Annotated in this window: 16 protein-coding genes and 2 tRNA genes; 11 read left to right on the forward strand and 7 right to left on the reverse strand. The window is 61.2% G+C overall.

The window, feature by feature from the left end:
- Window positions 1–234: 234 nt before the first annotated feature.
- A complete protein-coding gene (locus tag D0N36_RS11850) occupies window positions 235–462 on the reverse strand; it encodes a hypothetical protein (RefSeq protein WP_116941719.1) in 228 nt (75 codons plus the stop codon).
- Window positions 463–769: 307 nt separating this feature from the next.
- Between D0N36_RS11850 and D0N36_RS11855 the strand changes: the two genes are divergently transcribed.
- Window positions 770–3,544, forward strand: coding sequence for a TonB-dependent receptor (locus tag D0N36_RS11855; protein WP_190242644.1), 2,775 nt, complete (start codon window positions 770–772; stop codon window positions 3,542–3,544).
- A 182-nt stretch (window positions 3,545–3,726) separates the two neighbouring features.
- Here D0N36_RS11855 and D0N36_RS11860 read toward each other — a convergent pair whose 3' ends face one another.
- Both D0N36_RS11860 and D0N36_RS11865 read right to left on the reverse strand, forming a co-directional pair.
- Entirely contained in the window at window positions 3,727–5,994 is a 2,268-nt protein-coding gene (locus tag D0N36_RS11860) for a M3 family metallopeptidase (RefSeq protein WP_116941723.1), read from the reverse strand.
- A 152-nt stretch (window positions 5,995–6,146) separates the two neighbouring features.
- Window positions 6,147–7,817, reverse strand: coding sequence for an amino acid permease (locus D0N36_RS11865; RefSeq protein ID WP_116941725.1), 1,671 nt, complete (start codon window positions 7,815–7,817; stop codon window positions 6,147–6,149).
- 359 nt (window positions 7,818–8,176) lie between these two features.
- Between D0N36_RS11865 and D0N36_RS11870 the strand changes: the two genes are divergently transcribed.
- The 5 genes from D0N36_RS11870 (at window position 8,177) to D0N36_RS11890 (ending at window position 11,848) form a co-directional block, all read left to right on the forward strand.
- A complete protein-coding gene (locus D0N36_RS11870) occupies window positions 8,177–8,890 on the forward strand; it encodes a peptidase associated/transthyretin-like domain-containing protein (RefSeq protein ID WP_116941728.1) in 714 nt (237 codons plus the stop codon).
- Between the two features lie 139 nt (window positions 8,891–9,029).
- Entirely contained in the window at window positions 9,030–9,371 is a 342-nt protein-coding gene (locus D0N36_RS11875) for a hypothetical protein (protein WP_116941730.1), read from the forward strand.
- A gap of 116 nt (window positions 9,372–9,487) precedes the next feature.
- Window positions 9,488–10,204 carry a carboxypeptidase-like regulatory domain-containing protein gene (locus tag D0N36_RS19640; protein WP_242478896.1) on the forward strand — a complete coding sequence of 239 codons (717 nt, stop codon included), beginning with the start codon at window positions 9,488–9,490 and terminating at the stop codon, window positions 10,202–10,204.
- Window positions 10,205–10,232: 28 nt separating this feature from the next.
- On the forward strand, window positions 10,233–10,715 hold the full coding sequence (locus D0N36_RS11885; protein ID WP_147320848.1) for a hypothetical protein: 483 nt from the start codon (window positions 10,233–10,235) through the stop codon (window positions 10,713–10,715).
- A gap of 56 nt (window positions 10,716–10,771) precedes the next feature.
- Window positions 10,772–11,848 (forward strand): lipocalin family protein, encoded by a 1,077-nt coding sequence (locus D0N36_RS11890; protein ID WP_116941734.1) that lies wholly within the window; start codon window positions 10,772–10,774, stop codon window positions 11,846–11,848.
- A 181-nt stretch (window positions 11,849–12,029) separates the two neighbouring features.
- Here D0N36_RS11890 and D0N36_RS11895 read toward each other — a convergent pair whose 3' ends face one another.
- Window positions 12,030–13,223 (reverse strand): sensor histidine kinase, encoded by a 1,194-nt coding sequence (locus D0N36_RS11895; protein ID WP_190242645.1) that lies wholly within the window; start codon window positions 13,221–13,223, stop codon window positions 12,030–12,032.
- A 262-nt stretch (window positions 13,224–13,485) separates the two neighbouring features.
- Between D0N36_RS11895 and hemA the strand changes: the two genes are divergently transcribed.
- Window positions 13,486–14,757, forward strand: coding sequence for a glutamyl-tRNA reductase (hemA, locus tag D0N36_RS11900; RefSeq protein ID WP_116941739.1), 1,272 nt, complete (start codon window positions 13,486–13,488; stop codon window positions 14,755–14,757).
- Window positions 14,758–14,877: 120 nt separating this feature from the next.
- Here hemA and D0N36_RS11905 read toward each other — a convergent pair whose 3' ends face one another.
- Window positions 14,878–15,186: an ArsR/SmtB family transcription factor gene (locus D0N36_RS11905; RefSeq protein ID WP_116941741.1), complete on the reverse strand. Its 309-nt coding sequence runs from the start codon at window positions 15,184–15,186 to the stop codon at window positions 14,878–14,880.
- Window positions 15,187–15,417: 231 nt separating this feature from the next.
- On the opposite strand from D0N36_RS11905, the gene D0N36_RS11910 reads away from it, so the two are divergent.
- Together D0N36_RS11910 and D0N36_RS11915 are read left to right on the forward strand one after the other, a co-directional pair.
- Window positions 15,418–16,647, forward strand: a complete 1,230-nt coding sequence (locus tag D0N36_RS11910; protein ID WP_116941743.1) for a Glu/Leu/Phe/Val dehydrogenase dimerization domain-containing protein — start codon at window positions 15,418–15,420, stop codon at window positions 16,645–16,647.
- A gap of 164 nt (window positions 16,648–16,811) precedes the next feature.
- On the forward strand, window positions 16,812–17,978 hold the full coding sequence (locus tag D0N36_RS11915; protein WP_116941746.1) for a mechanosensitive ion channel family protein: 1,167 nt from the start codon (window positions 16,812–16,814) through the stop codon (window positions 17,976–17,978).
- A gap of 132 nt (window positions 17,979–18,110) precedes the next feature.
- Here the strand turns inward: D0N36_RS11915 and D0N36_RS11920 are convergent, their stop codons facing one another.
- Entirely contained in the window at window positions 18,111–19,010 is a 900-nt protein-coding gene (locus D0N36_RS11920; RefSeq protein WP_116941748.1) for a TerB family tellurite resistance protein, read from the reverse strand.
- A 191-nt stretch (window positions 19,011–19,201) separates the two neighbouring features.
- Window positions 19,202–21,709 carry an AsmA-like C-terminal region-containing protein gene (locus D0N36_RS11925; protein ID WP_207190724.1) on the reverse strand — a complete coding sequence of 836 codons (2,508 nt, stop codon included), beginning with the start codon at window positions 21,707–21,709 and terminating at the stop codon, window positions 19,202–19,204.
- Window positions 21,710–21,871: 162 nt separating this feature from the next.
- On the opposite strand from D0N36_RS11925, the gene D0N36_RS11930 reads away from it, so the two are divergent.
- Both D0N36_RS11930 and D0N36_RS11935 read left to right on the forward strand, forming a co-directional pair.
- Window positions 21,872–21,949, forward strand: a tRNA-Val gene (locus tag D0N36_RS11930).
- Between the two features lie 22 nt (window positions 21,950–21,971).
- Window positions 21,972–22,046, forward strand: a tRNA-Val gene (locus tag D0N36_RS11935).
- The last annotated feature ends 70 nt before the right edge of the window (window positions 22,047–22,116 follow it).

The following is a 22,116-nucleotide window of genomic DNA, read 5'->3' on the forward strand; positions in this document are numbered from 1 at the left end:
GGTCGAGGGCGGCGCGGGCGGTGGCCTGGGCGGCTACCCGCTTCGCCTGCAGCTCGGCGGCCCGGCCGCGCGGGCACTGAGCCGGCCAGGCGCAACGTCAGCAAGATGGTTTCGTTGTTGGCCACGGCAGGTATAACGAATTTGCAGACAGCAAGATAAGGTAGAATTCTGCACGCGCAAATTGGCCGGTTTCCCGGTGTGTCTCAGCCGTTGGCACTACGGTTGGGGTGGCTGCTACCGTGGCGGCAGGCCAGGGCCTGTTTCGCGCAGCTGTATCGGTTCCAGATGGCTGCGCCGCCGGGCGAGGCACCAGCGGTTGTGCCGGGCGAGCAGGCTGCTACCCATTACCAGGCGCATCATCACCAGCATAGCCGCCACCGGCGCCGGGCGGGTAAACAAGCCCAGCAGCAGCAGGCCAATGCCGCCTTCCACGAAGGGTAGCGCCGCGGCATATGCTTCCACCAGCGGCGCTGGCAGGGCGTAGCCGCAAATTGCTCCATCAGGCCAGCCCGGAAGCCGGCCAGCTTGGGCAGGCGCACCGGCACAAAGGCCAGTTCGGGTTAGGTTCGGCATGCGTACCCATACGGCGCACTGGCCCCAGGGGGCGCGGCCGGGTTGGCAGCGCGGCGTTCCAGCCATTTCCGAACCCGGCGTAAATGGCGGCTTTACCCGCGTTTATGCCGGGTTCATCGAAAAACACGGTACTGCGTCTTGGTCGCAGCTTACGTTTGCGGCCCCATTACACACGTCCCTGGGCACTCTCACTTGTATGAAGTCTTATTACCCTTCTCTGCTGGTTACCACGGCGCTGTTGCCGCAACTGGCTTCGGCTACCGCATTTCCTGCCGCGACAACCCCCGTCGTTTACAATGCTGCCGTTGCCCCGAATCTGGCCGAAGTGCCTGTATCCGGCAAGGTGCTGACCGATGAGGGGGCCCCCTTGCCGGGAGCCACCGTTTTCATCAAAGGCACCTTCATCGGTACCAGTACCGACCAGCAAGGCAACTTTCGGGTAAGCACCGACTTTGCAAATGGCCCGGTAACGCTGGTTTTTTCCTACGTAGGGTTTGATACCCGGGAAATACAGCTCCAGGCTCCTGAGCAAGCCCTTAATGTGGGGCTCACGCCCAGCGCAACCCTGCTGAATGAAACCATTGTATCAGCTTCGCGCATCGAGGAAAATATTCTGCGCGCCCCAGTAACGATCGACAAGCTCTCCACCCGGCAGATTGAGCGCATCACGACGCCGGAAATTCTCAGCGGCCTGGGGCAGCTGAAGGGCATCGACGTAAGCTCGGCTTCCATGCTGTTTACCAGCGTGAGTACCCGAGGTTTCAACACGGCCAAATCGGAGCGCGTGGTCCAGCTCGTCGATTACATGGACACCCAGCTGCCCTCGCTCAACCTGAGCCCCGGCAACCTGGTCGGAATTCCGGAGCTGGATATGGAGAGTATCGAAATCATCCATGGGGCCGCCTCGGCGCTATATGGTGCCAACGCCCTGAGCGGGGTTATCCTGTTCAACTCCAAAGACCCCTTTGTGTACGAAGGACTGAGCGTGCGCCTGCGTGGCGGAGAGCGGAACTTGCTGGATGGACAGGTGCGCTACGCCAAAAAGCTGACCGAAAAGCTGGCGTTCAAGCTAAATGCCAGTGCTTTTCGGGCCGATGACTGGCTGGCCCAGAACTACGAAGCCACCCAAAGCTCTGATAACCCGGCCGGCTCCACTTTAGGCTACAATGCGGTGAACCGCTACGGGGAGGGCGGCTACACGTTCAACCCTTTCCAGCAGCTGCCCGGCGGCACCAACTCGGAGCTGTACAACAAAACAGCCTATTTGCCCGGCTTCACGGAGCAGCAGCTAACGGCCAACGACAACCGCACCTCTTCGTATCGGTTGCAGGGCGCGGTTTCGTACCTGTTGCGCAATGACCTGAAGCTGACGGTAGAGGCGAAGCACGCCGAAGGCACGGCCACCTACCAGAACCTGAGCCGGTTTCGGGTGAAAGGGCTGGGCTCCAACCAATATCGGGTCGAGCTCAAAAGCAGCAAAGGATTTGTGCGGGCCTACACCACGCAGGATTTTTCGGGTAAATCGTACGAATTCAACCAGCTGGGCACCCTGTTGCAGCAGTCCCCCGTTACCGAGGGCGGCAGCTTCAGCTTCCAGGAGCTGTTTTACGCTACCTACAACAATGCCTACACCCAGGCCCGCCGGGCGGGCCAGCTGCCCGACGCCGCGCTGGCTACGGCCCAGGCGGCGGCCAATGCTACCCGGCTGCAGCCGTCGGACCCGCGCTTTAACACGCTCCGGGAGCAAATCATCGAGAACCGGGTGCCCGGGGTTGGGGCGCAGCAGTACTTCAAGTCCTACCTGCACGACGTGAGTGCGCAACGCCTGTTCACGCTTGGCGAGGCTGGTACCAACCTGATTGTGGGCGGCGCCTACCGCCAGTACCGCCTGGGCTCGAAAGGCCTGCTGTTTTCCGATTTTGATGGCAAACGCATCGTCAATTACGAGTACGGCGCTTACGCCCAGCTGACTCAAACGCTATTTGAGGAGCGGTTGAAGCTGGCGCTGGCCGGCCGGGTCGACAACTTCAAAAACTTCGACGCCGCCTTCTCGCCGCGCGTTTCGGCCGTTTACTCGGTAGGCAAAAACAAGCAGCACAACTTCCGCGCAAGCTACGCGCAGGCTTTCCGCTCGCCTTCGCAGCTGGAGCAGTTTCTGTACAGCGACATCCGCAATGCGGTGCTGCTGGGTAACGTGGGCAACGGGTTCCAGGGCTACAACGTGGCCCTGTTCGATTCGCCCCAGACGCTGGGCGCGGGCCTGGCCAACCCGGCCCTGCTTCAAACCTACCAGTACGATGCCGCTTCTCTGGGGCTGGAGCAGGTGAAAACGGTTGAAATAGGCTACAAAGGGGCCCTGATTGGCAGCCTGTACGCCGACGTGAGCTACTTCCGTAACCGCTACGATGGCTTTATCGGTACGCAGCTGTTCGTGGGCAACACCGACGGCAGCCGCCCCACCGCGCAGCAGCTGAGCGCCGGCTACTCCACAGCCTACTCCGACCAGAGTAAGCCGACCCGAGTGTTATACACTTATGTCAATAGCACCCGGGAAGTGAAAACGCAGGGCGTTACGGCGGGCCTGACCTATTATTTCCACAAAGCCTTCAACCTGACCGGCAACTATTCGCTCAACGTCATCGACAAGAGCGACCTGCCGGCTGGTTTCCAGACGTCCTTCAACACGCCCAAGCACAAGTACAATGTGGGCGCGAATGGCCAGACCGGAAACCTGAGCTACTCCATCAACTACCGCTGGGTACAGGGCCATCTGCAGGAGATGCCCTTCGCCGTCGGCAACATCCGCGACTACAGCACCACCGATGCCTACCTGGGCTACCTGGTGTCGAAGTGGGGCACTACGTTCCAGGCGGGTATTTCCAACGCCTTCGATACCAACAACACGCAGGTGTACGGCGGCCCGCAGGTTGGCCGCCTCGGCTACCTGGGCCTGCGCTTCGATTTGCAGTAGCACGTAGCGGCGTACCGCTTACAGAGAAGGCCCCGCGACAATCGTCGCGGGGCCTTTTTCGTGTGGGCTGAGCTCAGAACACAGCCAGGGTTTCCGTTGGCTCTCCAGGAGCTGCGGGTTTAGGGGTAGCGGGAACGGCAGCAGGCACCTTTTGATACCGCCGACCCCGACTGTTGCCGATGCTACTTGCGCTTGCCGTTCTTGATTTTCACCTTGACCTTTTCCGGCTGGCCCGCCACCTGAACTGCCGGCGCGGCCGGAGTTGTGGGCGCGGTCGTCGTCATCGGGAAGCCGCGCTGGGCCATCAGGGCATCGATTTTCGGGTCGCGGCCACGGAAGGCGCGGTAGCCGGCCGCCGGGTCGACGGTGTTGCCCACCGTGAATACGTTTTTGCGCAGCCGCTCGCCCACCGACTTGTCGTAGGCGCCGCCGGCCTCGGTGAAGGCGCTGAAGGCATCGGCCGCCAACACCACCGACCACAGGTAGGAGTAGTAGCCGGCCGAGTATCCATCGGAGGCGAATACGTGGTTGAACTGCGGCGTGCGGTGGCGCATCACCAGCTCGGAGGGCATGCCCAGCTGGGCCAGCGTTTCGCGCTCGAACTTGTCGGGGTCAATCTTCTGGTCGCCGGCCAGGTGCAGCTTCATATCGATGAGGGCGCTGGCCAGAAACTCGGTGGTGGCGAAGCCCTCGTTGAAGGTGCTGGCCTTGTTGATGCGGTCGACCAGGGCCTGCGGAATGGGCTTGCCGGTCTGGTAGTGCAGGGCGAAGCGGTTGAGCACCTCGGGCGTCGGCAGCCAGTTTTCGAGTACCTGCGACGGGAACTCCACGTAGTCGCGCACCACGCTCGTGCCCGAAAGCCCGCCGTAGGTCACGTTGCTCGACAGCCCGTGCAGGGCGTGGCCAAACTCGTGGAACAGCGTAGTGGCATCCGACCACGAAATGAGCACCGGCTCGCCGGGCTTGCCCTTCACGAAGTTGGAATTGTTGGACACGATGGTGGTAATATCCTTTCCATCCATGCGCTCCTGGCTGCGGTAGGCATTCATCCAGGCCCCCGATTTCTTGCCCGGCCGGGCGTAGGGGTCGAAATACCACAGGCCCACCTGCTTGCCGGTAGTTTTGTCGTTCACCTGCCACACCCGCACATCGGGGTGGAACACGGGCACGTCGGTAACGGGCTGGAAGCTGAAGTTGAACAGCTCGCCGGCCATCCAGAACATGCCCTCGCGCATCTTATCGAGCTGCAGATACTGCTTCACCTCGTTCTGGTCGAGGTCGTAGCGCTCCTTGCGCACCTTCTCGGCGTAGTAGGCGTAGTCCCAGGGCTCAATTTTGAAGTCGGCCGGAGCGCCTTCCTTCTTGGCCAGTGCCAGCATATCGGCTACTTCCTCGTGCACGCGGGCCACGGCCGGCGTCCAGACCTGCTCCATGAGCTCCATAGCGGCCTCGGGCGTTTTGGCCATCGTATTGTCGAGGCGCAGGTGGGCGTGCGTTTTGTAGCCCAGCAGCTTGGCCCGCTCGGCCCGCAGCTGCAGAATTTGGGTGATGAGGACGTTGTTGTCGTGGGCGCCGCCGTTGTCGCCGCGGCTGGTGAACATGCGCCAGGCCTTCTCGCGCAGCGGGCGCTGGTCGGAGTAGGTCAGGAACGGGTCGACGCTGGAGCGAGTGTTGGTGATGACGCCGGCGGCGGCCACCTTGCGGGTATCGGCGGCGGCTTTGGCGCCGTCGCGCAGCGAGGTGGGCAGCCCGCTCAGGTTCTGCTCGGTCTTGAGCACCAGCGTTTCGTTGGACTCATCGGCCAGCACGTTCTGCGAGAAGTTGTTGAAGAGGCCGGCCAGCTGTTGGTTTATCTGCGAAAGCCGGGCTTTAGCCGGAGCGTCGAGTTTGGCGCCGGCCCGCACGAAGGCCTTGTAGCGCACCTCCGTCAGGCGCTGCTGCTCGGGCGTGAGCTGCTTGCTGGCGAGGCTGTTGTACACGGTCTCAATGCGCTTGAACAGGGCCGCGTTCTGGGTTATCTGGTCGCTGAACGCGGCCATGCGGGGCGCCATTTCGGCCTGCACGGCCGCAAAAGTGGCGTCGTTGAGCGAGGTGCCCCAGATGCCGTACACCGTCTGCACCCGGTCGAGGGTGCGGCCGCTGCGCTCCATGGCCGCAATGGTGTTTTCGAAAGTAGGCGCGGCGGGGTTGTTGGCAATAGCGTTGATTTCGGCCAGATTTTCAGCCATACCGGCCTCCAACGCGGGCTTGAAATCGGCCACCTTCACTTTATCAAAAGGCGGTATGCCGCCGTGGGGACCGTTCCAGGGCTGCAACAGCGGCAGCATGGCGGGCCGGCCGGCAACAGTTTTGGCCATAGCCGTAGGTTGGGCCTGGGCACCCGAAAAGGTAGCACCGGCTAGGCCGAGGCCGGCCAGCAAGGGGAGGGAAAGCGAAAAGAGTGGATTCATGAGGTAAAATATCGGGCAGGAAAAGGAACTGTGTGCGAATATACAACGCGTCGGGGTGGTCAAAATTCCCGGGCCAGCCCAATTCCCTGGTCCAGCAAACGCAAACGAGTACCCCGGAGGCGGCCTCCAGGGTACTCGTTCGGGTCGATAAATTACGCCTGGGCGTGCTTCAAGCGCAGCTTCGAGTGCTTATAGCCGTAGTTGAAGTACAGCGCCAAGCCGATAACCAGCCAGCCGAAAAACAGCAGCCAGTTGTTGAGGCCCAGCTGGGTCATCAGGTACAGGTTGGTGAGCAGGCCCAGCGTCGGCAGCAAACTCAGGCGCTTGCGGAACGACAGCCACGAGAGGCCCAGGCAGAAGCCGAAGAACACCAGCATCGGAATGTAATGGCGGCCCTCCTCGTAGGAGCCTAGGGCGCGGGTGAATTCCCGGATGCCGTCCTGGTTGTACATCAGCACCAGTACACCGCAGATGGCCAGAATAAGCGGCACCAGGAACTGGCCGTTGATGTAGGGCACCTTGAAGCGGGCATCGGAAGTACCGTAGGGGTCGATGATGAGAATGCCGCCGCACACCAGCGCAAAGGCGAACAGCGTGCCGATGCTGGTCAAATCAATCACCAGATCCATGTTCAGCAGCAGCGCCGGAATGCCCACGAAGAAGCCCGTAACGATGGTGCTGAACGAGGGCGTGCGGAACTTGGGATGCACCCGCGCAAACACCGGCGGCAGCAGCCCGTCGCGGCTCATGGTCATCCAGATGCGGGGCTGGCCGATCTGGAACACGAGCAGCACCGAGGCCATGGCAAACACTGCCGATACGGCTACCACGCCGCCCAGCCACTCCACGCCCACTTTATTGAACACGTAAGCCAGCGGGTCGCCCACGGCCAGCTCCGTGTAATTCACCATGCCGGTGAGCACCAGCGTCACAATCACATACAGAATGGTGCAGATGATGAGGGCGTAAATCATGGCCCGGGGCAGGTCGCGCTGCGGGTTTTTGCACTCCTCGGCCGTCGTCGAAATAGCATCGAAGCCGATGTAGGCGAAGAACACCGCCGACACACCTTTAAGTACCCCACCAATGCCGTTGGGCGCGAACGGGCTCCAGTTTTCGGGCTTAACATAGAAGGCGCCCACTAGAATTACCACGGCCACCACCACCAGCTTGAGGCCCACCAGAATGTTGGAGGCGTTCTTGGATTCCTTTATGCCGATGTACACCAGGGCCGTAATGGCGAGCGTAATCAGGCCGGCGGGCAGGTCGATAACCAGGCGCAGGCCGCCGGGCAGCTCGGGGGCCGAGTTCCAGGCATTGTAGCCGAGCAGCTGCGTGGCCGTGGCCTCGCTTAGCGGCTGGCCGGCCTGCATAATGGCCAGCACTTCGCCGTAGTAGCGGTGGGCACTCTGCATGCCCATCGTCAGCCAGATAGGAATATGCAGCCCCACGCCGTCCATGAGGCCTGTAAAGTAATCCGACCACGAAATGGCCACCACGATGTTGCCCACCGCGTATTCCATAATCAGGGCCCAACCGATAATCCAGGCCGCCAGCTCGCCGAACGAGGCATAGGCGTAGGTGTAGGCCGAGCCGCTTACCGGAATAGTGGCCGCGAACTGGGCATAGCACAACGCCGAGAAGGCGCAGGCAATGGCGGTGAACACGAACAGCAGCGACACAGCCGGTCCGCCGTCGTGGGCGGCGTTACCGATGGTGCTGAAAATGCCCGCCCCGATAACGGCCGCAATACCCAGCGACGTCAAGTCGCGGACGGTGAGGTGGCGCTCCAGGCTTTGCGAGCCAGAGTCAGTGGCGAGCATATCCAGGTCGACGGGCGGGTTGACGAGAAGGTCCGAAACGTTTTTGCGGCGGAACAGTCCGCTGAGGCGGGAGGGAGGTAGAGGGCTTGACAACGGAGCGGAGAACAGGTTTAGAGGGCAAAAGATACAGAAATCTGCCGGTTGCAACCCCTATTTGCCTAGCGGCCGGCAGCAGATAAGGAATAAAAGAACGTCATCCAGAGCGGCGCGAAGAATCTCGCGTGCTGACGTTGCAATACTATCATAGCGTCAGCACGCGTCGCTCTGTGCGCCACTACGAATACCCTTTTTTCTGGCTGTTAATATCCCGTAACCGTCAAATATTCTTATACTTACTTCTTCCTTAAATTCCCTCCGCCATGCCTGGTTTCTCCGTCCCGAACCCCTGCCCCCAGCCCTGGGCCACCATGACGCCCACCGCCGCCGGCCGCTTCTGCGGGCAGTGCCAGCACGAAGTCGTGGATTTTTCGGCCCTGAACGAAGCCGAGGTGCACGCGTGGCTGGCGCAGCCGGGGGTGGGCACCGTGTGCGGCCTTTTCCGGGCCGGGCAGTTTGCGCCTCCGGTATCGGCCGGCGCTGTGGCAGCGGCTGCCCCGCGCTGGCGGCGCTGGCTGCTTACGGGGTTGGCGCTGCTTAGCCTCAAGCCCCTGCTCACCTCCTGCCAGAATGCCCAATCGAACGCCACTACCTCCACCGGTTCTACCGAGCAGGCCGATGAGCTGGCCACCGCACCGCAGGGCCAGGTAACCATCCGCGGCCGGGTGCTCGACGATTCTACCGGCCTGGCCGTGGCGGGCGCCGAAATCTTCATTGCCGACACGCCCTACGGGGCCGTTGCCGACGAGCAGGGCAACTTTAGCTTCACGATGAAGCAGCAGTGGGCGGCGGTGCAGAACGGTTCGGTGAGCCTGCGCGTGGCGGGTAGCCCGTTCGTATTCGTGCCCCAGACGCTGCGCGTGGCAGTAAGCCCGGCTCCGGCCCTGCTTATGGTGCGGCTGAAGTCGGTGCCCGGCCGGGGGCAGATTATGGGCAAGGTCGCGGGCCACGAGCCGCCGCAGAAGCCGCCCTTGTAGAACAGGCGCCGCCGCTTAGTAACTGGAAGGAGCCGCCTGCTACTATGGCTGTGCAAAATTCTGCCTGACAGTCAACTAACTGGGTGAAGCTTTACGTAGGAATCAGCAATCCGTATTCTCCACTAACCGATTTGATAAGATGAAAGCTCTCCTCCCTACTATTGCCGTGCTGCTGGCTCTGCCCATGCTGTCATCCGCCACTCCACCCACCCTCGGCCCCGCAGCCAATAGTACTGCCGTCGTTGTCTCTGTGCAGGGCGATATTATGATTACCCGCGACCCGAATGAAGTGAAAGGCCTGAAAAAGCTGGGCGAAATTGAAGGCCGCTCGCCCTTCTTCGGCCTCAGCGGCAAGCTAGGCGACAAAGGGGCTACTAAAAAGCTCAAGGAAGCCGCCGCCGCGCTGGGGGCTACCAAAGTCCTGATTGTGAGTGAAGACCGCATGGGTGCTACCACCCTGCGCGGTATTGCCTACAAATAAGCCGCCCGGCTTCTCGCGCTTCTAAACTACCCGCCCCGGATTTCTGGCCTTATTGGTATGGAATCCGGGGCGGCTTGGCATCAGGGTGGCATACATTTATCCCAAGCTGCTACCCAATGTTCCTCACCCTTGCCGTTGCTCAGCCCTGTTCCGAAAACTGGGCTGCCATGACGCCCGCTGCCCAGGGCCGCCACTGCGCCGCCTGCGCCAAAACAGTGGTCGATTTCAGCCGGATGACGGATGCCGAAGTGGTAGCCTACCTGAGCCGGGCCAGTGGCCCGAGCTGCGGGCGGTTTCGGGCCGGGCAACTAAGCCGGCCGTTGCAGTTGGCCCCAGTGGCTCCTGTTTCGCAGCGGTGGGCCGCCGCCGCGCTGGCCGTGTTAGGGTTGGGAGTTGCCGCGCCAGCCGTGGCCCAGTTGCCAACCCCCCAGGTCCTGACGCAACAGACGATAACGATGGGCATGGTAGCCACGACCCCTTCCCGCCTCGTTTTGCCAGTTCGCGTCGTGCGGGGCCGCGTACTAGAGGCCAGCACCGGACAGGGCCTGCCGGGCGTAACGGTGCTGGTAGAGGGCACCCGTCATGGCACTTCAACCCGAGCTGATGGCACTTATGAGCTGGAAGTAGCAGTAAGTATGAACGACTCGCGGCTGGTGTTTTCAAGCATTGGCTTCGAAACGCTTACTGAGCCAATTGCATGGGCTGCTACGCTAAAGCCGACAGCAATGAAGGCTGCCTGCGTTGTGATGGGAGAGGTTGTTTACACTGGATATGCTCGTTGGTACACACCTCGCGGCCTGTGGCAGCGCTTGGCGCGGCCGTTTCGGCGGTAAATCAGCCTTGGAACTCTTGGTTTAGACTATGCTCGCCGCATTACCAGGTCCCCGCACCTTTATCCGCTTATCAGTTGCCAGTCTGTTGTTGCTGGGGATGCTAAGCGCCTCATCAATATCAGCCCAAGCGAGAGCCGCTTCTCCCGATTCGCTGTACCGCTGGGGGCAGCTCCACGACCAAAACGGCCCGCTGCCCCATATGCCGCTTCACTTCAAACGGCTGAAAATGACGGTGACTACCGACGCGGCCGGTGAATTTCACTTGGTCGTGCCGATGCGGCGGGCACTACGTGTTTCACGCGACGTTATCATTCTGAAGCAGTCGTCGCTGGGCCTGCAGGAGCTGGAAGTCGAACTGTTTGAGGCCGGGCCAATTGACTTTCGGGCGCTTACTTTATCAGAACAGCCAAGCTTTGGCCCTTTGAAAGAAGACAATATCGAAGATGTGCTTGGAAAGGACTGGAGGACCCAGCGGCAACAGGAGCAGCAGCGGAAACAGAAGAAGCCTTAGGTGCTTCGCAGTCGCTTCAAAAACCTTTCGGCCCCCGAAGCCCTTATGGCAGCAGTATGAAAAACCTGCTGTTAGCTACCCTGATCCTGTTATTTGCCGCGTCCGGCTGCGTGTTGAAGCCGACCCGCAAGAACGATGTATTCAACGAGCGGGCCGAACTGCCCCGCGAGGAAGCTGCCCATGAGCGCAACTCCCTGGAATGGTGGTACTTCACCGGCCACCTGCGCGACAAGGCCACCGGCGAGACGTTCGGGGTTGAGTACGTGTTCTTCCACTTCAACCTAAACGGCAAGCGCGACTGGCAGATGGTGAATTTTGCCCTCACCGACCCCCAGCAGAAGCAGTTTCGCTACGACTACAAAGTGGAGCGCCTGCCCGAGCTGCTGCCTTCCACGCTGCCCCTCAACCTGAGCACCCGCAAAAAGGACGAAACCTGGACCCTGACGGGCCAGGAGGGCCGCTACCACCTGCGCGGGCGCATGGCCGAGCACGCCGGCCACGCCATCGACCTGACGACTACGCCCGCCAAGCCCGTGCTGCTGCACAACGGCACCGGCTACGAAAACTACGGTAACGTAGCCCGCGCCGGCTACTACAGCTACCCGCGCCTGGCCACCACCGGCACGCTCGAAATTGGGGGCAAAGTGCGCCAGGTGGAAGGTGAGCTGTGGTACGACCGGCAGTGGAATGGCACCTCCGTTATGGGCAAAGGCATCGGCTGGGACTGGTTTTCCATCCAGCTCGACGAGCCCCGCACCGAGCTAATGGCCTACCAGCTCTTCGACCGGAAATCGGACCTGACGGTGAGCGGCGGCACTCACTACGGCCCCGACCTGAGCAGCCAGCACCTGAACGCCGCCGATTTCCAGCTCGACGTGCTCGACTACTGGACCAGCCCCAAAACCAAGCTTCGCTACCCGATAAAGTGGCGCCTGCGCGTGCCCAGCCAAGGCTACGACCTCACCATAACCCCCGTTATGCCCGACCAGGAACTGACGCTCAAGCTGCTGGCTGGCCTCAAAATGAGCTACTGGGAAGGCATGTGTCGCGTCGAGGGCACGCATCATGGCAAGCCCGTAAAAGGCAATAGCTACGTCGAAATCACGAATCGGGGCAAGGGGGAGAAGAAGTGAGAGGTGAGAAGGAAGAAGGGGGAAAAGGAACGTCATTCTGAGCGAAGCCGAAGAATCTCTACCGCTTCGTTGTGATGCTGATTAGATGTTGGATTGCCATTGCGGTAGAGATTCTTCGACTACGGCTTACGCCTTCGCTCAGCATGATGTGCTTTTTACTCACAACTGACAACCCACTGCTTCACCCGTTTAGGATAACCCGGAAGGTGGTGCCGCGGCCGGGCTCGCTCCATTTTACAAAGAGGCGGCCCTTGTGATAGTTTTCGATGATGCGCTTAGCCAGCGCCAGGCCCAGGCCCCAACCACGTTTTTTGGTGGTGTAGCCGGGTAGAAACACGCGCTGTAGCTTGCCTTTCGAGATGCCCTTACCCGTGTCGGTGATGTCGAGGGCAATCTGGTTTGTGTTGCCGCGCACCGGCCGGCGCAGGTGCAGCGTGATGCTGCCGCGCCCGTCCATGGCGTCTACGGCATTTTTGCAGATGTTCTCAATCACCCAATCAAACAGGGGGATGTTTATCTGGGCTGGTGTGTCGATGGGCAGGTCGGTTTTTACCTCGAAAATGACCTTGCGCGAAACCCGGCTTTGCAGGTAGCTGATGGCGTTTTCGGTTACGCGCAGGATGTTTTCATCGGCCAGCACCGGCACCGAGCCGATATTGCTGAATCGTTCGGTGATGATTTCGAGCCGCCGGATATCCTTGCCCAGCTCCTCCACAATGGGCTCGTCGCGGAACCGTTCCGAATCGCGCAGATAGTGCTGCCAGCCCACCAGCGAGCTAAGGGGGGTACCCAGCTGGTGGGCGGTTTCCTTGGCTAGGCCCACCCACACGCGGTTCTGCTCGGCCCGCCGCGAGTAGCTGAAGGCGAAATAAGCAATTACGGCCAGGCAGCCGATAATGGCCAGCTGCACCAGCGGATACAGCCGCAGCTGGGTTAGTAAATCAGACTCTTTGTAATACAGGTAGTTGCGCAGTCCGGCCCCTATTTTTATCTCGATGGGCGGATGCTGCTCCCGCATCTGGGCAATCTGGTTACGCAGAAGCCGGGTCGTTTTTTCCTCATCCATGCCCTCGGGCACGCTCACGTTGCGGGCGTCGATTATGTTGTCGTCGCCGTCAGTGATAATGACGGGGATGGTTTTGTTGGCGTCGATGATTTCGTCGTAGAGAAACGACAGGTTCGATTCCTCCTCGGTGTTGATGATGTAGCGCTGGGTTTTGGCGTAGAGGTCAATCTGCTGCTGCTCCCGCTCGGAGAGGCGCTGCACCAGCACGTTGGTATAAATGACGGTAGCAGCCCCAATCAGCAGGGCCACGGCCACGATAAGGAGCTTGATGCGCGACTTCTGGTCGTAGATGGCAATAGTAGGGAGCACGGCAGGCAGCAAAACAGCGGAAGGCAGACCCCCGATACGGCGGCCCCGGCCCCGAAGATACGGCCCCGACCAAAGTCAGGCCGCCTGGTCTATAACCATGATTTTCATCAACCGGCTCCGGATGGAAACTGCGTTGGTGCCATTTCCCGCCTGTTTCCCAGGTAATAGTGGGCGGGGCCGAACCACCATACCACATCTGCTGTTTTTACCCCAGCAATTTGTATGTAATTTTGCTCCCTGCTATTCGTCCTGGCTTTTTGCTATGTCTCATCCCTTTCAAGCCGTCAGCCTCTCGTTCAAAAAAGCGCCGCTTGCTATCCGCGAGCTGATTGCGCTGGATGAGGCGGCCTGCCGGCGTTTGCTGCAAACCCTGCATCACGAGCTCGACCTGACGGACTTGCTGGTGCTGAGTACCTGCAACCGCACCGAAGTTTACTATTCGGCCGATCACGACCAGAGCGTGGCCGTTATCGAAGCTCTGGCCCGCCTGAAAAACCTGCCCGATGTGTCCGGTTTTACGCCCTACTTCGATGTGTTTGCCGGCTCGCTCGACGCCGTGCGTCACCTTTTTGAAGTAGCCATGGGCCTGGAGGCGCAGGTTGTGGGCGATTTGCAGATCAGCAACCAAGTGAAGCAGGCGTACCAGTGGTCGGCCGATGCCGACGCGGCGGGACCCTTCCTGCACCGGCTGCTGCACACCGTTTTCTTCACCAACAAGCGCGTACAGCAGGAAACTGCTTTCCGCGACGGTGCCGCTTCTACCTCGTATGCCACGCTGGAGCTGGTAGAGGAGCTGACTGCCGACGTGGCCAACCCCCGGGTGCTGGTGGTGGGCCTGGGCGAAATCGGGGCCGACGTCTGCCGCCACTTCGGCGACAGCAAGCTCTTCACCGACGTCACCATCTGTAACCGTACGCGCGGCAAGGCCGAAGCCCTGGCCGAAGAGTGTGGCCTCAAAGTTCTCGACTTCGAGAACCTGGCCGAAGGGCTGAAGGAGGCCGACGTCATCATTAGTAGCATTGCCCGGCCCGAGCCGTTCTTCAGCCGCGCCCTGGTAGCCAACCTAGAGGTGCTGAGCTACAAGTTCTTCATCGACCTGTCGGTGCCGCGCAGCATTGCGCCCGACGTGGAGCAGGTGCCCGGCGTGCTGGTGTACAACATCGACGCCATCCAGAGCAAGGCTTCGGCCGCGCTGGAGCGCCGGCTGGATTCGGTGCCGCAGGTGCGGGCCATCATCGAAGAAAGTATGGAGGGCCTGCGCGACTGGACCAAGGAAATGATGGTGTCGCCGACCATTCAGAAGCTCAAAAACGCGCTGGAGCAGATTCGCCTCGAAGAGCTGGACCGCTACCAGAAAAAGAAGCTCACCCCCGAGGAAACCAAGCGCCTCGACGACATCACCCGCTCGCTGATGCAGAAGATCCTCAAGCAGCCCGTGCTTCAGCTCAAGGCTGCCTGCAAGCGCGGCGAGGCCGACCAGCTCATCGACACGCTCACCGACCTGTTCGACCTGGAGCGCCAGCCTGCTTACTAAGCTGTTGGCTGAGAGCTGTTAGCTTTCGTTCGAGAAAAACGAATTACCCCAACTCAAAAAAGGCCCCGCACTCAACCGAGTACGGGGCCTTCTTCTTTTTTGCAGCTAACAGCTCAAAATCTAAATCGACTCGCAGCACTCTTCGAGTGAATCGATTACGTCGAGCAGTTTGGGGATGGAAAGAGAGTAGTAGATTTTGGTCCCTACTTTCAGCGACGACAGAATGCCGCGGTCTTTGAGGGTGATGAGGTGCTGGGAGGCAATGGCCTGGGGCAGGTCGAGGGTCCGGTAAATTTCCGTGACGGTCATCTTATCCTCTTTGCCCAGCAGGTCCACGATGGCCAGCCGCTTGGGATGAGCCAGCACCTTGAGAATGGCAGCGGCTTTATAAACTTTCTTCGATTCGACTCGGGCAAGTAATGGCTTCATTTCGGCAATGCAAAGGTGGTATTACGGAACGGTAAGCGTGAATAGGGCTAATACGATATTCGAGGCCTGCAAAGTTCCTTTTACCGGAATACTGTACCTGTAAATATTGGGTAAGCCCGACACTAGCGGGGTAAGTAACGGGCGGCGGAACCCGCCGCCCGACGGGGCCTGCCGCCCGTGTGCCTACCTTTGCTGCCGAAATTACCGTCTTACCCCACCCTCTCCTACCTGATGAAAGACCTGCTGGCCAAGTTTGAAAATAAACGCCCCGAAATCGTATTTGAGTGGCAGGACGCCGAAACTGAAGCGGAAGGCTGGGTGGTCATCAACTCGCTGCGAGGCGGCGCGGCCGGCGGCGGCACCCGCATGCGTCTGGGCCTCGATAAGCGCGAGGTCGAGAGCCTGGCCAAAACCATGGAAGTGAAGTTCACTGTATCGGGTCCGGCCATTGGCGGGGCCAAGTCGGGTATCAACTTCGACCCCCGCGACCCCCGCAAGCGCGGCGTGCTGGAGCGCTGGTACAAGGCCGTTTTCCCGCTCCTGAAAAACTACTACGGCACGGGCGGCGACCTGAACGTGGACGAAATCCACGAAGTCATTCCCATCACCGAAGAATACGGCCTCTGGCACCCTCAGGAAGGAGTGGTGAATGGCCACTATCAGGCCACCGAGCCCCAGAAAATTCAGAAGCTGGGCCAGCTGCGCCAGGGCGTGGTGAAGGTGCTCGAAGACGTAGCCTACTCGCCCGAACTGCGCCGCAAGTACACCGTGGCCGACCTGATAACCGGCTACGGCGTGGCCGAGGCCGTGCGCCACTACTACGCGCTGTGGGGCAATGGCTCAATGGAAGGCAAGCGGGCCATTATTCAGGGCTGGGGCAACGTGGGGGCCGCGGCGGCCTACTACCTGGCCAGCCAGGGCGCCCGCATCACCGGCATCATCGACCGGGCCGGCGGGCTGCTGCGCACCGAAGGCTTCGGGCTGGAAGAAATCCGCCAGCTGATGCTCGACCGCCAGGGCAACGAGCTGACGGCCGACAACAAGCTGTCGTTTGAGGAAATAAACGAGCAGATCTGGAGCAGTGGGGCCGAGATATTTGTGCCCGCCGCCGCCTCGCGCCTCGTTACCAAAGCCCAGGTAGAAGCCCTGGCTGCCAACGGCCTTGAGGTTATTTCCTGCGGGGCCAACGTGCCCTTCCAGGACCCCGAAATCTTCTTCGGCCCCACTGGCGAGTTTGCCGATGCCCGCGTCAGCGTCATCCCCGATTTCATTGCCAACTGCGGCATGGCCCGCGTGTTTGCCTACCTGATGGAGTCGGATGCCGAAATTACCGATCAGGCTATTTTCGAGGATACCTCGCGTATCATCCGGGCGGCGCTGGAGCGCACCCGCGCCCAGGGCGAGGAGCGCACCGGCCTGGCCCAGAAGTCGTTCGAAATGGCGCTGCGCCAGCTGGTGTAGCTCCCGGGAAGCCAGGTGCGCGGCCCGGTATTTGCAGCCGGGCCGCGCATAACGCGAAGCGAATCTTTGCGTTACACAGTCTTAACAAGCCGTCTGCTTGCTGCCCGCCGGGGCAGCTGGCGGCCGGCTTGTTTGTTGCCCCTTTACCCTTTTTACCCGCGCTTATGCCCCTTTCCGAAATCCTTCACTACCACATTCTCGGCATTGAAGTGCAGGAATACCTGACAGCCGCCGCCATTCTGCTGGCTGGTTTCGTGTTCAAAAACCTGGTGTCGCGCCTGCTGACGAAGGTGCTGTTCCGGTTTTTCAAGAAGGTGGGCGAGGGCGTTACGGAGCAGCAGTTTCACGAGCTGCTCATCAAGCCCATCAGCGTCGTTATCTTCTTCATCACCATCTTCATCGCCTACAGCGTGCTGGATATTCCGGTGCGCTCCTCGGAGGTGGGCCATAACACGCCATGGTTTGCGAAGCTGGCCTTCCGGGTGTACCAGATTGCCTTTATAGCGGGCGTTACCTGGATTTTTCTGCGCATGATTGACCTGGCGGTGCTCGTGTTTATGAAACGGGCTCTACGCGACCCCTCGCGGCTCACCAACCAGCTCGTGCCTTTCGCCCGCGACCTGATCAAGCTATTCGTAGGCATTATTGCCTTTCTGGTGGTGCTGGGCCGCGTGTTCAGCATCGATGTAACGGCCCTGGTGGGCGGCCTGGGCATTGGCGGGCTGGCGGTGGCTTTCGCTGCCAAGGAAAGCCTCGAAAACCTGCTGGCTTCGTTTACCATCTTCCTGGACAGGCCCTTTGAGGTGGGCGACCTGGTGAGTGTGGGCGAGCTGACGGGCTCGGTAGAGAAAATCGGTTTCCGCAGTACCCGGATTCGTACCGTGGAGAAAAGCTACGTGACGGTGCCCAACAAATCCATGATCGACAAGCCGCTCGACAACCTCTCGCGCCGCACTTCCCGCCGGGTGTTCTTCATGATGTCGCTCACCCAAATGACGACCAGCACCCAGCTCCACCGCATCATCGAGCTGGTACGCGAGGCCATCCTCACGCACCGCCTCATCGAGCCCGATGTGCAGGTGAAATTCACCTCTCTGACATCTAATTCGAAGGACGTGCGGGTGCAGTACTATGTGCGTACCGACAGCTACGACGAGTACCTCGATGTGATGGAGGAAATCAATTTCAAAATCGTTTCGGCAGTGGAGGAAGTGGGGGCCGACTTCGTTGACACCACCATGACCCGGCTATCCGGCGGCACCGGTGGCTCCTCCGACTTGCCCAAAAGCCTGCAGCCCCAGGGTGGCGGCCAGTCGATTGCCAACTCCTGAATATCGGGCCGGCTGCTGTCAGCGCCCGTACAGGAGCGCCGGACACCCTGCAGAAATTCGTAAAAAGCCGTACGAAAAAGGGCGTCGCACTCAGCTGAGTGCGACGCCCTTTTTCGTTTTTCAGCGAATAGCCTAACGTCTGCCGCCGCCTAGCAGGCCCCCGAGCAAGCCGCCGAGGCCTCCGCCCATCAGGCCGCCGAGGCCGCCACCACCGCTGCTACGAGGCTGCGAGTTGGGCTGGCCACCCAGGCCGCCCAGAATCGACATGAGGGAGCCGAGGCCGCCGCCGCCGGTGTGTGTGCCCTGCTGCGGGTAGTTACCGTACTGGTCTGTTGGCTGCTGCTGTCCACCGCCCATTACGCCGCTTAGCAGGCCGCCGCCGAGCAAGCCGCCCAGCAAGCCGCCCATGCCGCTTTGAGCCGCGCCGCCGAGCAGGCCGCCCATGCTGCCGCCCATCATTCCGCCGCCGCCGCTCTGGCCCCGGCCGCCCATCACCTTCGAAATCACCATGGGGGCCACAATACCGAGCAGGCCGGCCATCAGGGCGTTTTTAGGAATGCCCGCGCTTTCGAGCTTGTCGCCAATGCCGCCCAAAAAGCTTTGCTTGGCCGGGTCGCTGGCGTTGTGGGGTATGTTGGAAGCCTGGTCCACTACCTGCTCCAGCGTGTGCTGCTGCTCCTCATTGATGCCCAGGTACTGCGAAATCTTGTTTACCATCTCTTCCTCGGTATTCGAGTAGGCACCATCGGCGCGGGCGAAGCTGATGAGGTCGGTAACGAGCGAGAAGCGCAGGTCGCTGCTGCGCAACGTGTCGAGGTTGCTCTGTACCGTTTCGTTGTTCGAGCTTTTGGCAGCCGACAGCACTTGCTGGGTAGCGGCACCACTGAGGCCGGCCTGGTGGGCAAGCTGCTGCAAAAACTCGATTTCGGGTGCCGAAGCCTCCCGGTCGGCCGAAGCCAGGCTGGCAATAGCACTCAGATAGGCCGCTTTTTCCTGGTCGGAGTAGTTCTGGAGCAGTTGTGAGTCGTTCATGGTTGAAGTTAGAAGGAGGTGGGAAGACTATATTCTGCTCCCTTAACGCGGCTTTGAGATTGAGGTTGGCCCGGGCTCGAACAAGTATCCCAAAATGGTGCTCCGAGCCGCTGAAAAACCGTACGAAGGCTAGAATAACGGGCACAAGTAGGGCCTGAGAGCACTCACCGGCCACTGCCAACGGCGGTGGCTCAAAACTCGAAGTAGTCGCCCGGCTGGGGCTCGGCAGGCTTTTTCGTGGGCTTCTTCAGCTCCCACGAAGGCCGGGTTTTGGGCGCGGCTGTACCCGGATCGGCCGGGACAGCCGTGGCCGGGCCAGTTGCCGGGTTACGTCCCGGCGAAGCCGGCCGCGAGAGTAAGCCGGTTTCGTAGCGCACCACAAAGTTGCTTTCGGTGCCTTTTATGCCCAGGCGCAGCGTGGGGCCATCGGCACGGGCAGCAGTGCGGGGCAGCAGGCCCGGCAGCAGCGGAATACGCACGTGATAGTCGAGCTGCTGGTCGAAGGTGTGGGTGCCCGTAACCCGGATAAGGGCCGCCGCCCGCACGTTGGAGCGGATTTCCATCTCCGGAATGTACACCGTGCGACTCTGGATATAGAAGTCGTTTTGCAGCTCGGCGAAGCGCAGATGGCGCAGCGTAGCCCGGTTGGCTACCAGACTGAGCTTCTGCAGGGGCTCGAAATTGAGTAGCTCGCCCTGCCGGACGGTAGCCTTCACCTGGGCCTCCAGGCGGTCAGTCAGCGGGCGTAGCTGGCCATCAAAGTACGTGTCCGACTCGGCCGACGCGGTAAGCATACCCCGCAGGTGGCGGCTGGTGAGGAAGCGCTGGCCGAAATCCTCGAACACGTAAAACAGACTATCCAGCTGTACCTGCTGGCAGCTGGCCACAGTGCTGGCCTTCAGCAGTTGGGGCCGGCGGGCATCCACGGTGCCCCGCACGCTCAGCTGGCCCCCAGCGGCCGTAAGGCGCAGGCCCGGCGAATTGAACACCTGGTTTTGCAGCCGGAGAGTGCCGCGCAACTGCCGGCCTCGCAGCCGCCGGTAGCGCACCTGTTGGGCCTGCAGCCCCACATCGAGCACCAGCCGGGCCGGTACGTGCAGGCCCCCGGCCTGGGCCGCGCCGCCGCTGCCGCGTTGGCCGCTCGCCGGCTGGTAGGCATACAGCAACTGGTTGAAATCGAGTAGCTGCGAGGTAACCGTCGCCTCAATCCGCAGCGGCTGGCCCGGCCTCAGGGCCCAGCCGGTGGCGTTGCGCACGGTGCCCCGGCCCCGGAAATCGGAGTTGCCCAGGCGGCCCTGCATGCTGCTCACAGCCACATCGGCCCCGCGTAACTCCAGCTGGCCCGTAAGGCCGGTGAGCGGCTGCCGGAAGTCGCGCAGCTGTAGCGTAACGCCGCGTAGTGCCAGCTTGCCACTGGCCTGTTGGGCTGAAGGCCGGCGGCGCAGCGTTGCCAGCGACCCGTTCAGCACCAGGTGCAGGCTGGCCTCGCCGGCACCCGAGCGCACGGCCGCCACCGGAAAAAACTTCAGTGCCCGGGCTACATCCAGCTCGGCCTGCAACGCCAGCTGCAGCGTTGGCTGCGCCAGGTTTTCGAGCCGCATACTGCCGCTAAACGGCCGGCCGGCCAGTTGCCCGCGCACTTGCTTCAAGGTCAGGACGGCTGTTCTGGCCGTCCGGCCCGCACCGTTGCTAAACTGGCCCGTCAGGCTTACGGCCTCTACCTGCTGGCGATATTCGGGGTGAAAGAAGGAGGCCTGCCGGCAGCCAAACCGCACCTCCACGGCCGGGTTACGCTGCTCCGACCACTCCCCGCGTACGGTGCCCTCAAAGTATACCTGGCCCCGGCTTCGGTAGCCGGCCAGCCGTTGCGTCAGGCGGGTCGGTAGCAGAGCCAGCACGGCCTGCAAGTCGGCCTGGCGGGCGGCTGCCCGCAAATCAAGCTGGGAGGCCTTCGCGTAATCGATAGTGCCCGAAACCGAATAGCTGGCCGGGCCCACGGCAATGGTGGAGGGGCTGATGTTGACTAACTGCGCCGCCCGGTCGACGTCGAGCAGTACGTTCAGACGCACATCCTTGGCCCGGAAGTAGTCGTCGGAGCCCAGCCGTACGGTTTCGATGCGGGCCGGGCCCGTCACGGCCACTTCCACGCGGGGGCCGACCAAACGCACGGCGGCCCGCAAATCGGGCGTTTGCAAGGCGAAAAACTGCCGGCGGGCCGCATCGGTGTAGGTGGCCCTCACGCGCTCCAGCCGGATGCCGCGCAGCTCCAGCGCGAACGGTTGCTCATCATCGGAAGCCGCAGTGTCGGGCCGCAGAATGAGGTAGTTGGGCTGGCCGGTGGCGTCGCGGTGCAGGTGCAGCTGCCCGTCGGCCAGCGTGAGGCGGCGGATGCGGTAATGGCCGCGCAGCAAGTCGAGGGCGTCGAAGGCGCAGTAGAGGCGGCGGGCCCGCAGCAGCCGGGTGGTATCGGCGGGCAACGAGCCCTGCATCACCACATCGTGCAGTGTAATGGACAGGCGCGGAAACTGGTCGAGTACCGATACGTCGAGGCGGCTGGCGCGCACGGGCACGGCCAGGTGCTGGTTGAGGGCCACTACGAAGCGGCCAATCAGCCAGTCCTGGCCCAGCCACAGGCCCAAGCCGGCTGCCAGCAGCAGGCTCAGTAGCGTCAGCCCCACAATTTTCAGAATTCTGCCCACCGGCCGCGTGTTTTTTTGCAATAGAAATTTCTGACTGGCAGGGTGTTCCCTATGGAGGTAGCCCTGACAGGAAAATTTCTTCGCCCAAAGATGGGGGAAAGTGTTGCGTTTTCAGAAATGAGCCCCCATCTTTGCCATCCCAAACGACGGGAAACGCCCATCGGGAGATTAGCTCAGCTGGTTCAGAGCATCTGCCTTACAAGCAGAGGGTCACTGGTTCGAACCCAGTATCTCCCACCATTTTTTAGTACGCTCACCCATCGGGAGATTAGCTCAGCTGGTTCAGAGCATCTGCCTTACAAGCAGAGGGTCACTGGTTCGAACCCAGTATCTCCCACACAGTAAAAGGACTGCCGGTAACGGCAGTCCTTTTTTGTTTTGGGCCGGTTTTCAGGCTTCTTCGTACT

The sequence above is a fragment of the Hymenobacter lapidiphilus genome, assembly GCF_003417065.2.
Taxonomy (GTDB): Bacteria; Bacteroidota; Bacteroidia; order Cytophagales; family Hymenobacteraceae; genus Hymenobacter.

Bases quoted from the DNA above. Each gene is read 5' to 3' on its own strand.
- D0N36_RS11855 (WP_190242644.1), top strand. From the start codon at position 770: ATGAAGTCTTATTACCCTTCTCTGCTGGTTACCACGGCGCTGTTGCCG.
- D0N36_RS11860 (WP_116941723.1), bottom strand. From the start codon at position 5,994: ATGAATCCACTCTTTTCGCTTTCCCTCCCCTTGCTGGCCGGCCTCGGC.
- D0N36_RS11865 (WP_116941725.1), bottom strand. From the start codon at position 7,817: ATGCTCGCCACTGACTCTGGCTCGCAAAGCCTGGAGCGCCACCTCACC.
- D0N36_RS11870 (WP_116941728.1), top strand. From the start codon at position 8,177: ATGCCTGGTTTCTCCGTCCCGAACCCCTGCCCCCAGCCCTGGGCCACC.
- D0N36_RS11875 (WP_116941730.1), top strand. From the start codon at position 9,030: ATGAAAGCTCTCCTCCCTACTATTGCCGTGCTGCTGGCTCTGCCCATG.
- D0N36_RS19640 (WP_242478896.1), top strand. From the start codon at position 9,488: ATGTTCCTCACCCTTGCCGTTGCTCAGCCCTGTTCCGAAAACTGGGCT.
- D0N36_RS11885 (WP_147320848.1), top strand. From the start codon at position 10,233: ATGCTCGCCGCATTACCAGGTCCCCGCACCTTTATCCGCTTATCAGTT.
- D0N36_RS11890 (WP_116941734.1), top strand. From the start codon at position 10,772: ATGAAAAACCTGCTGTTAGCTACCCTGATCCTGTTATTTGCCGCGTCC.
- hemA (WP_116941739.1), top strand. From the start codon at position 13,486: ATGTCTCATCCCTTTCAAGCCGTCAGCCTCTCGTTCAAAAAAGCGCCG.
- D0N36_RS11905 (WP_116941741.1), bottom strand. From the start codon at position 15,186: ATGAAGCCATTACTTGCCCGAGTCGAATCGAAGAAAGTTTATAAAGCC.
- D0N36_RS11910 (WP_116941743.1), top strand. From the start codon at position 15,418: ATGAAAGACCTGCTGGCCAAGTTTGAAAATAAACGCCCCGAAATCGTA.
- D0N36_RS11915 (WP_116941746.1), top strand. From the start codon at position 16,812: ATGCCCCTTTCCGAAATCCTTCACTACCACATTCTCGGCATTGAAGTG.
- D0N36_RS11920 (WP_116941748.1), bottom strand. From the start codon at position 19,010: ATGAACGACTCACAACTGCTCCAGAACTACTCCGACCAGGAAAAAGCG.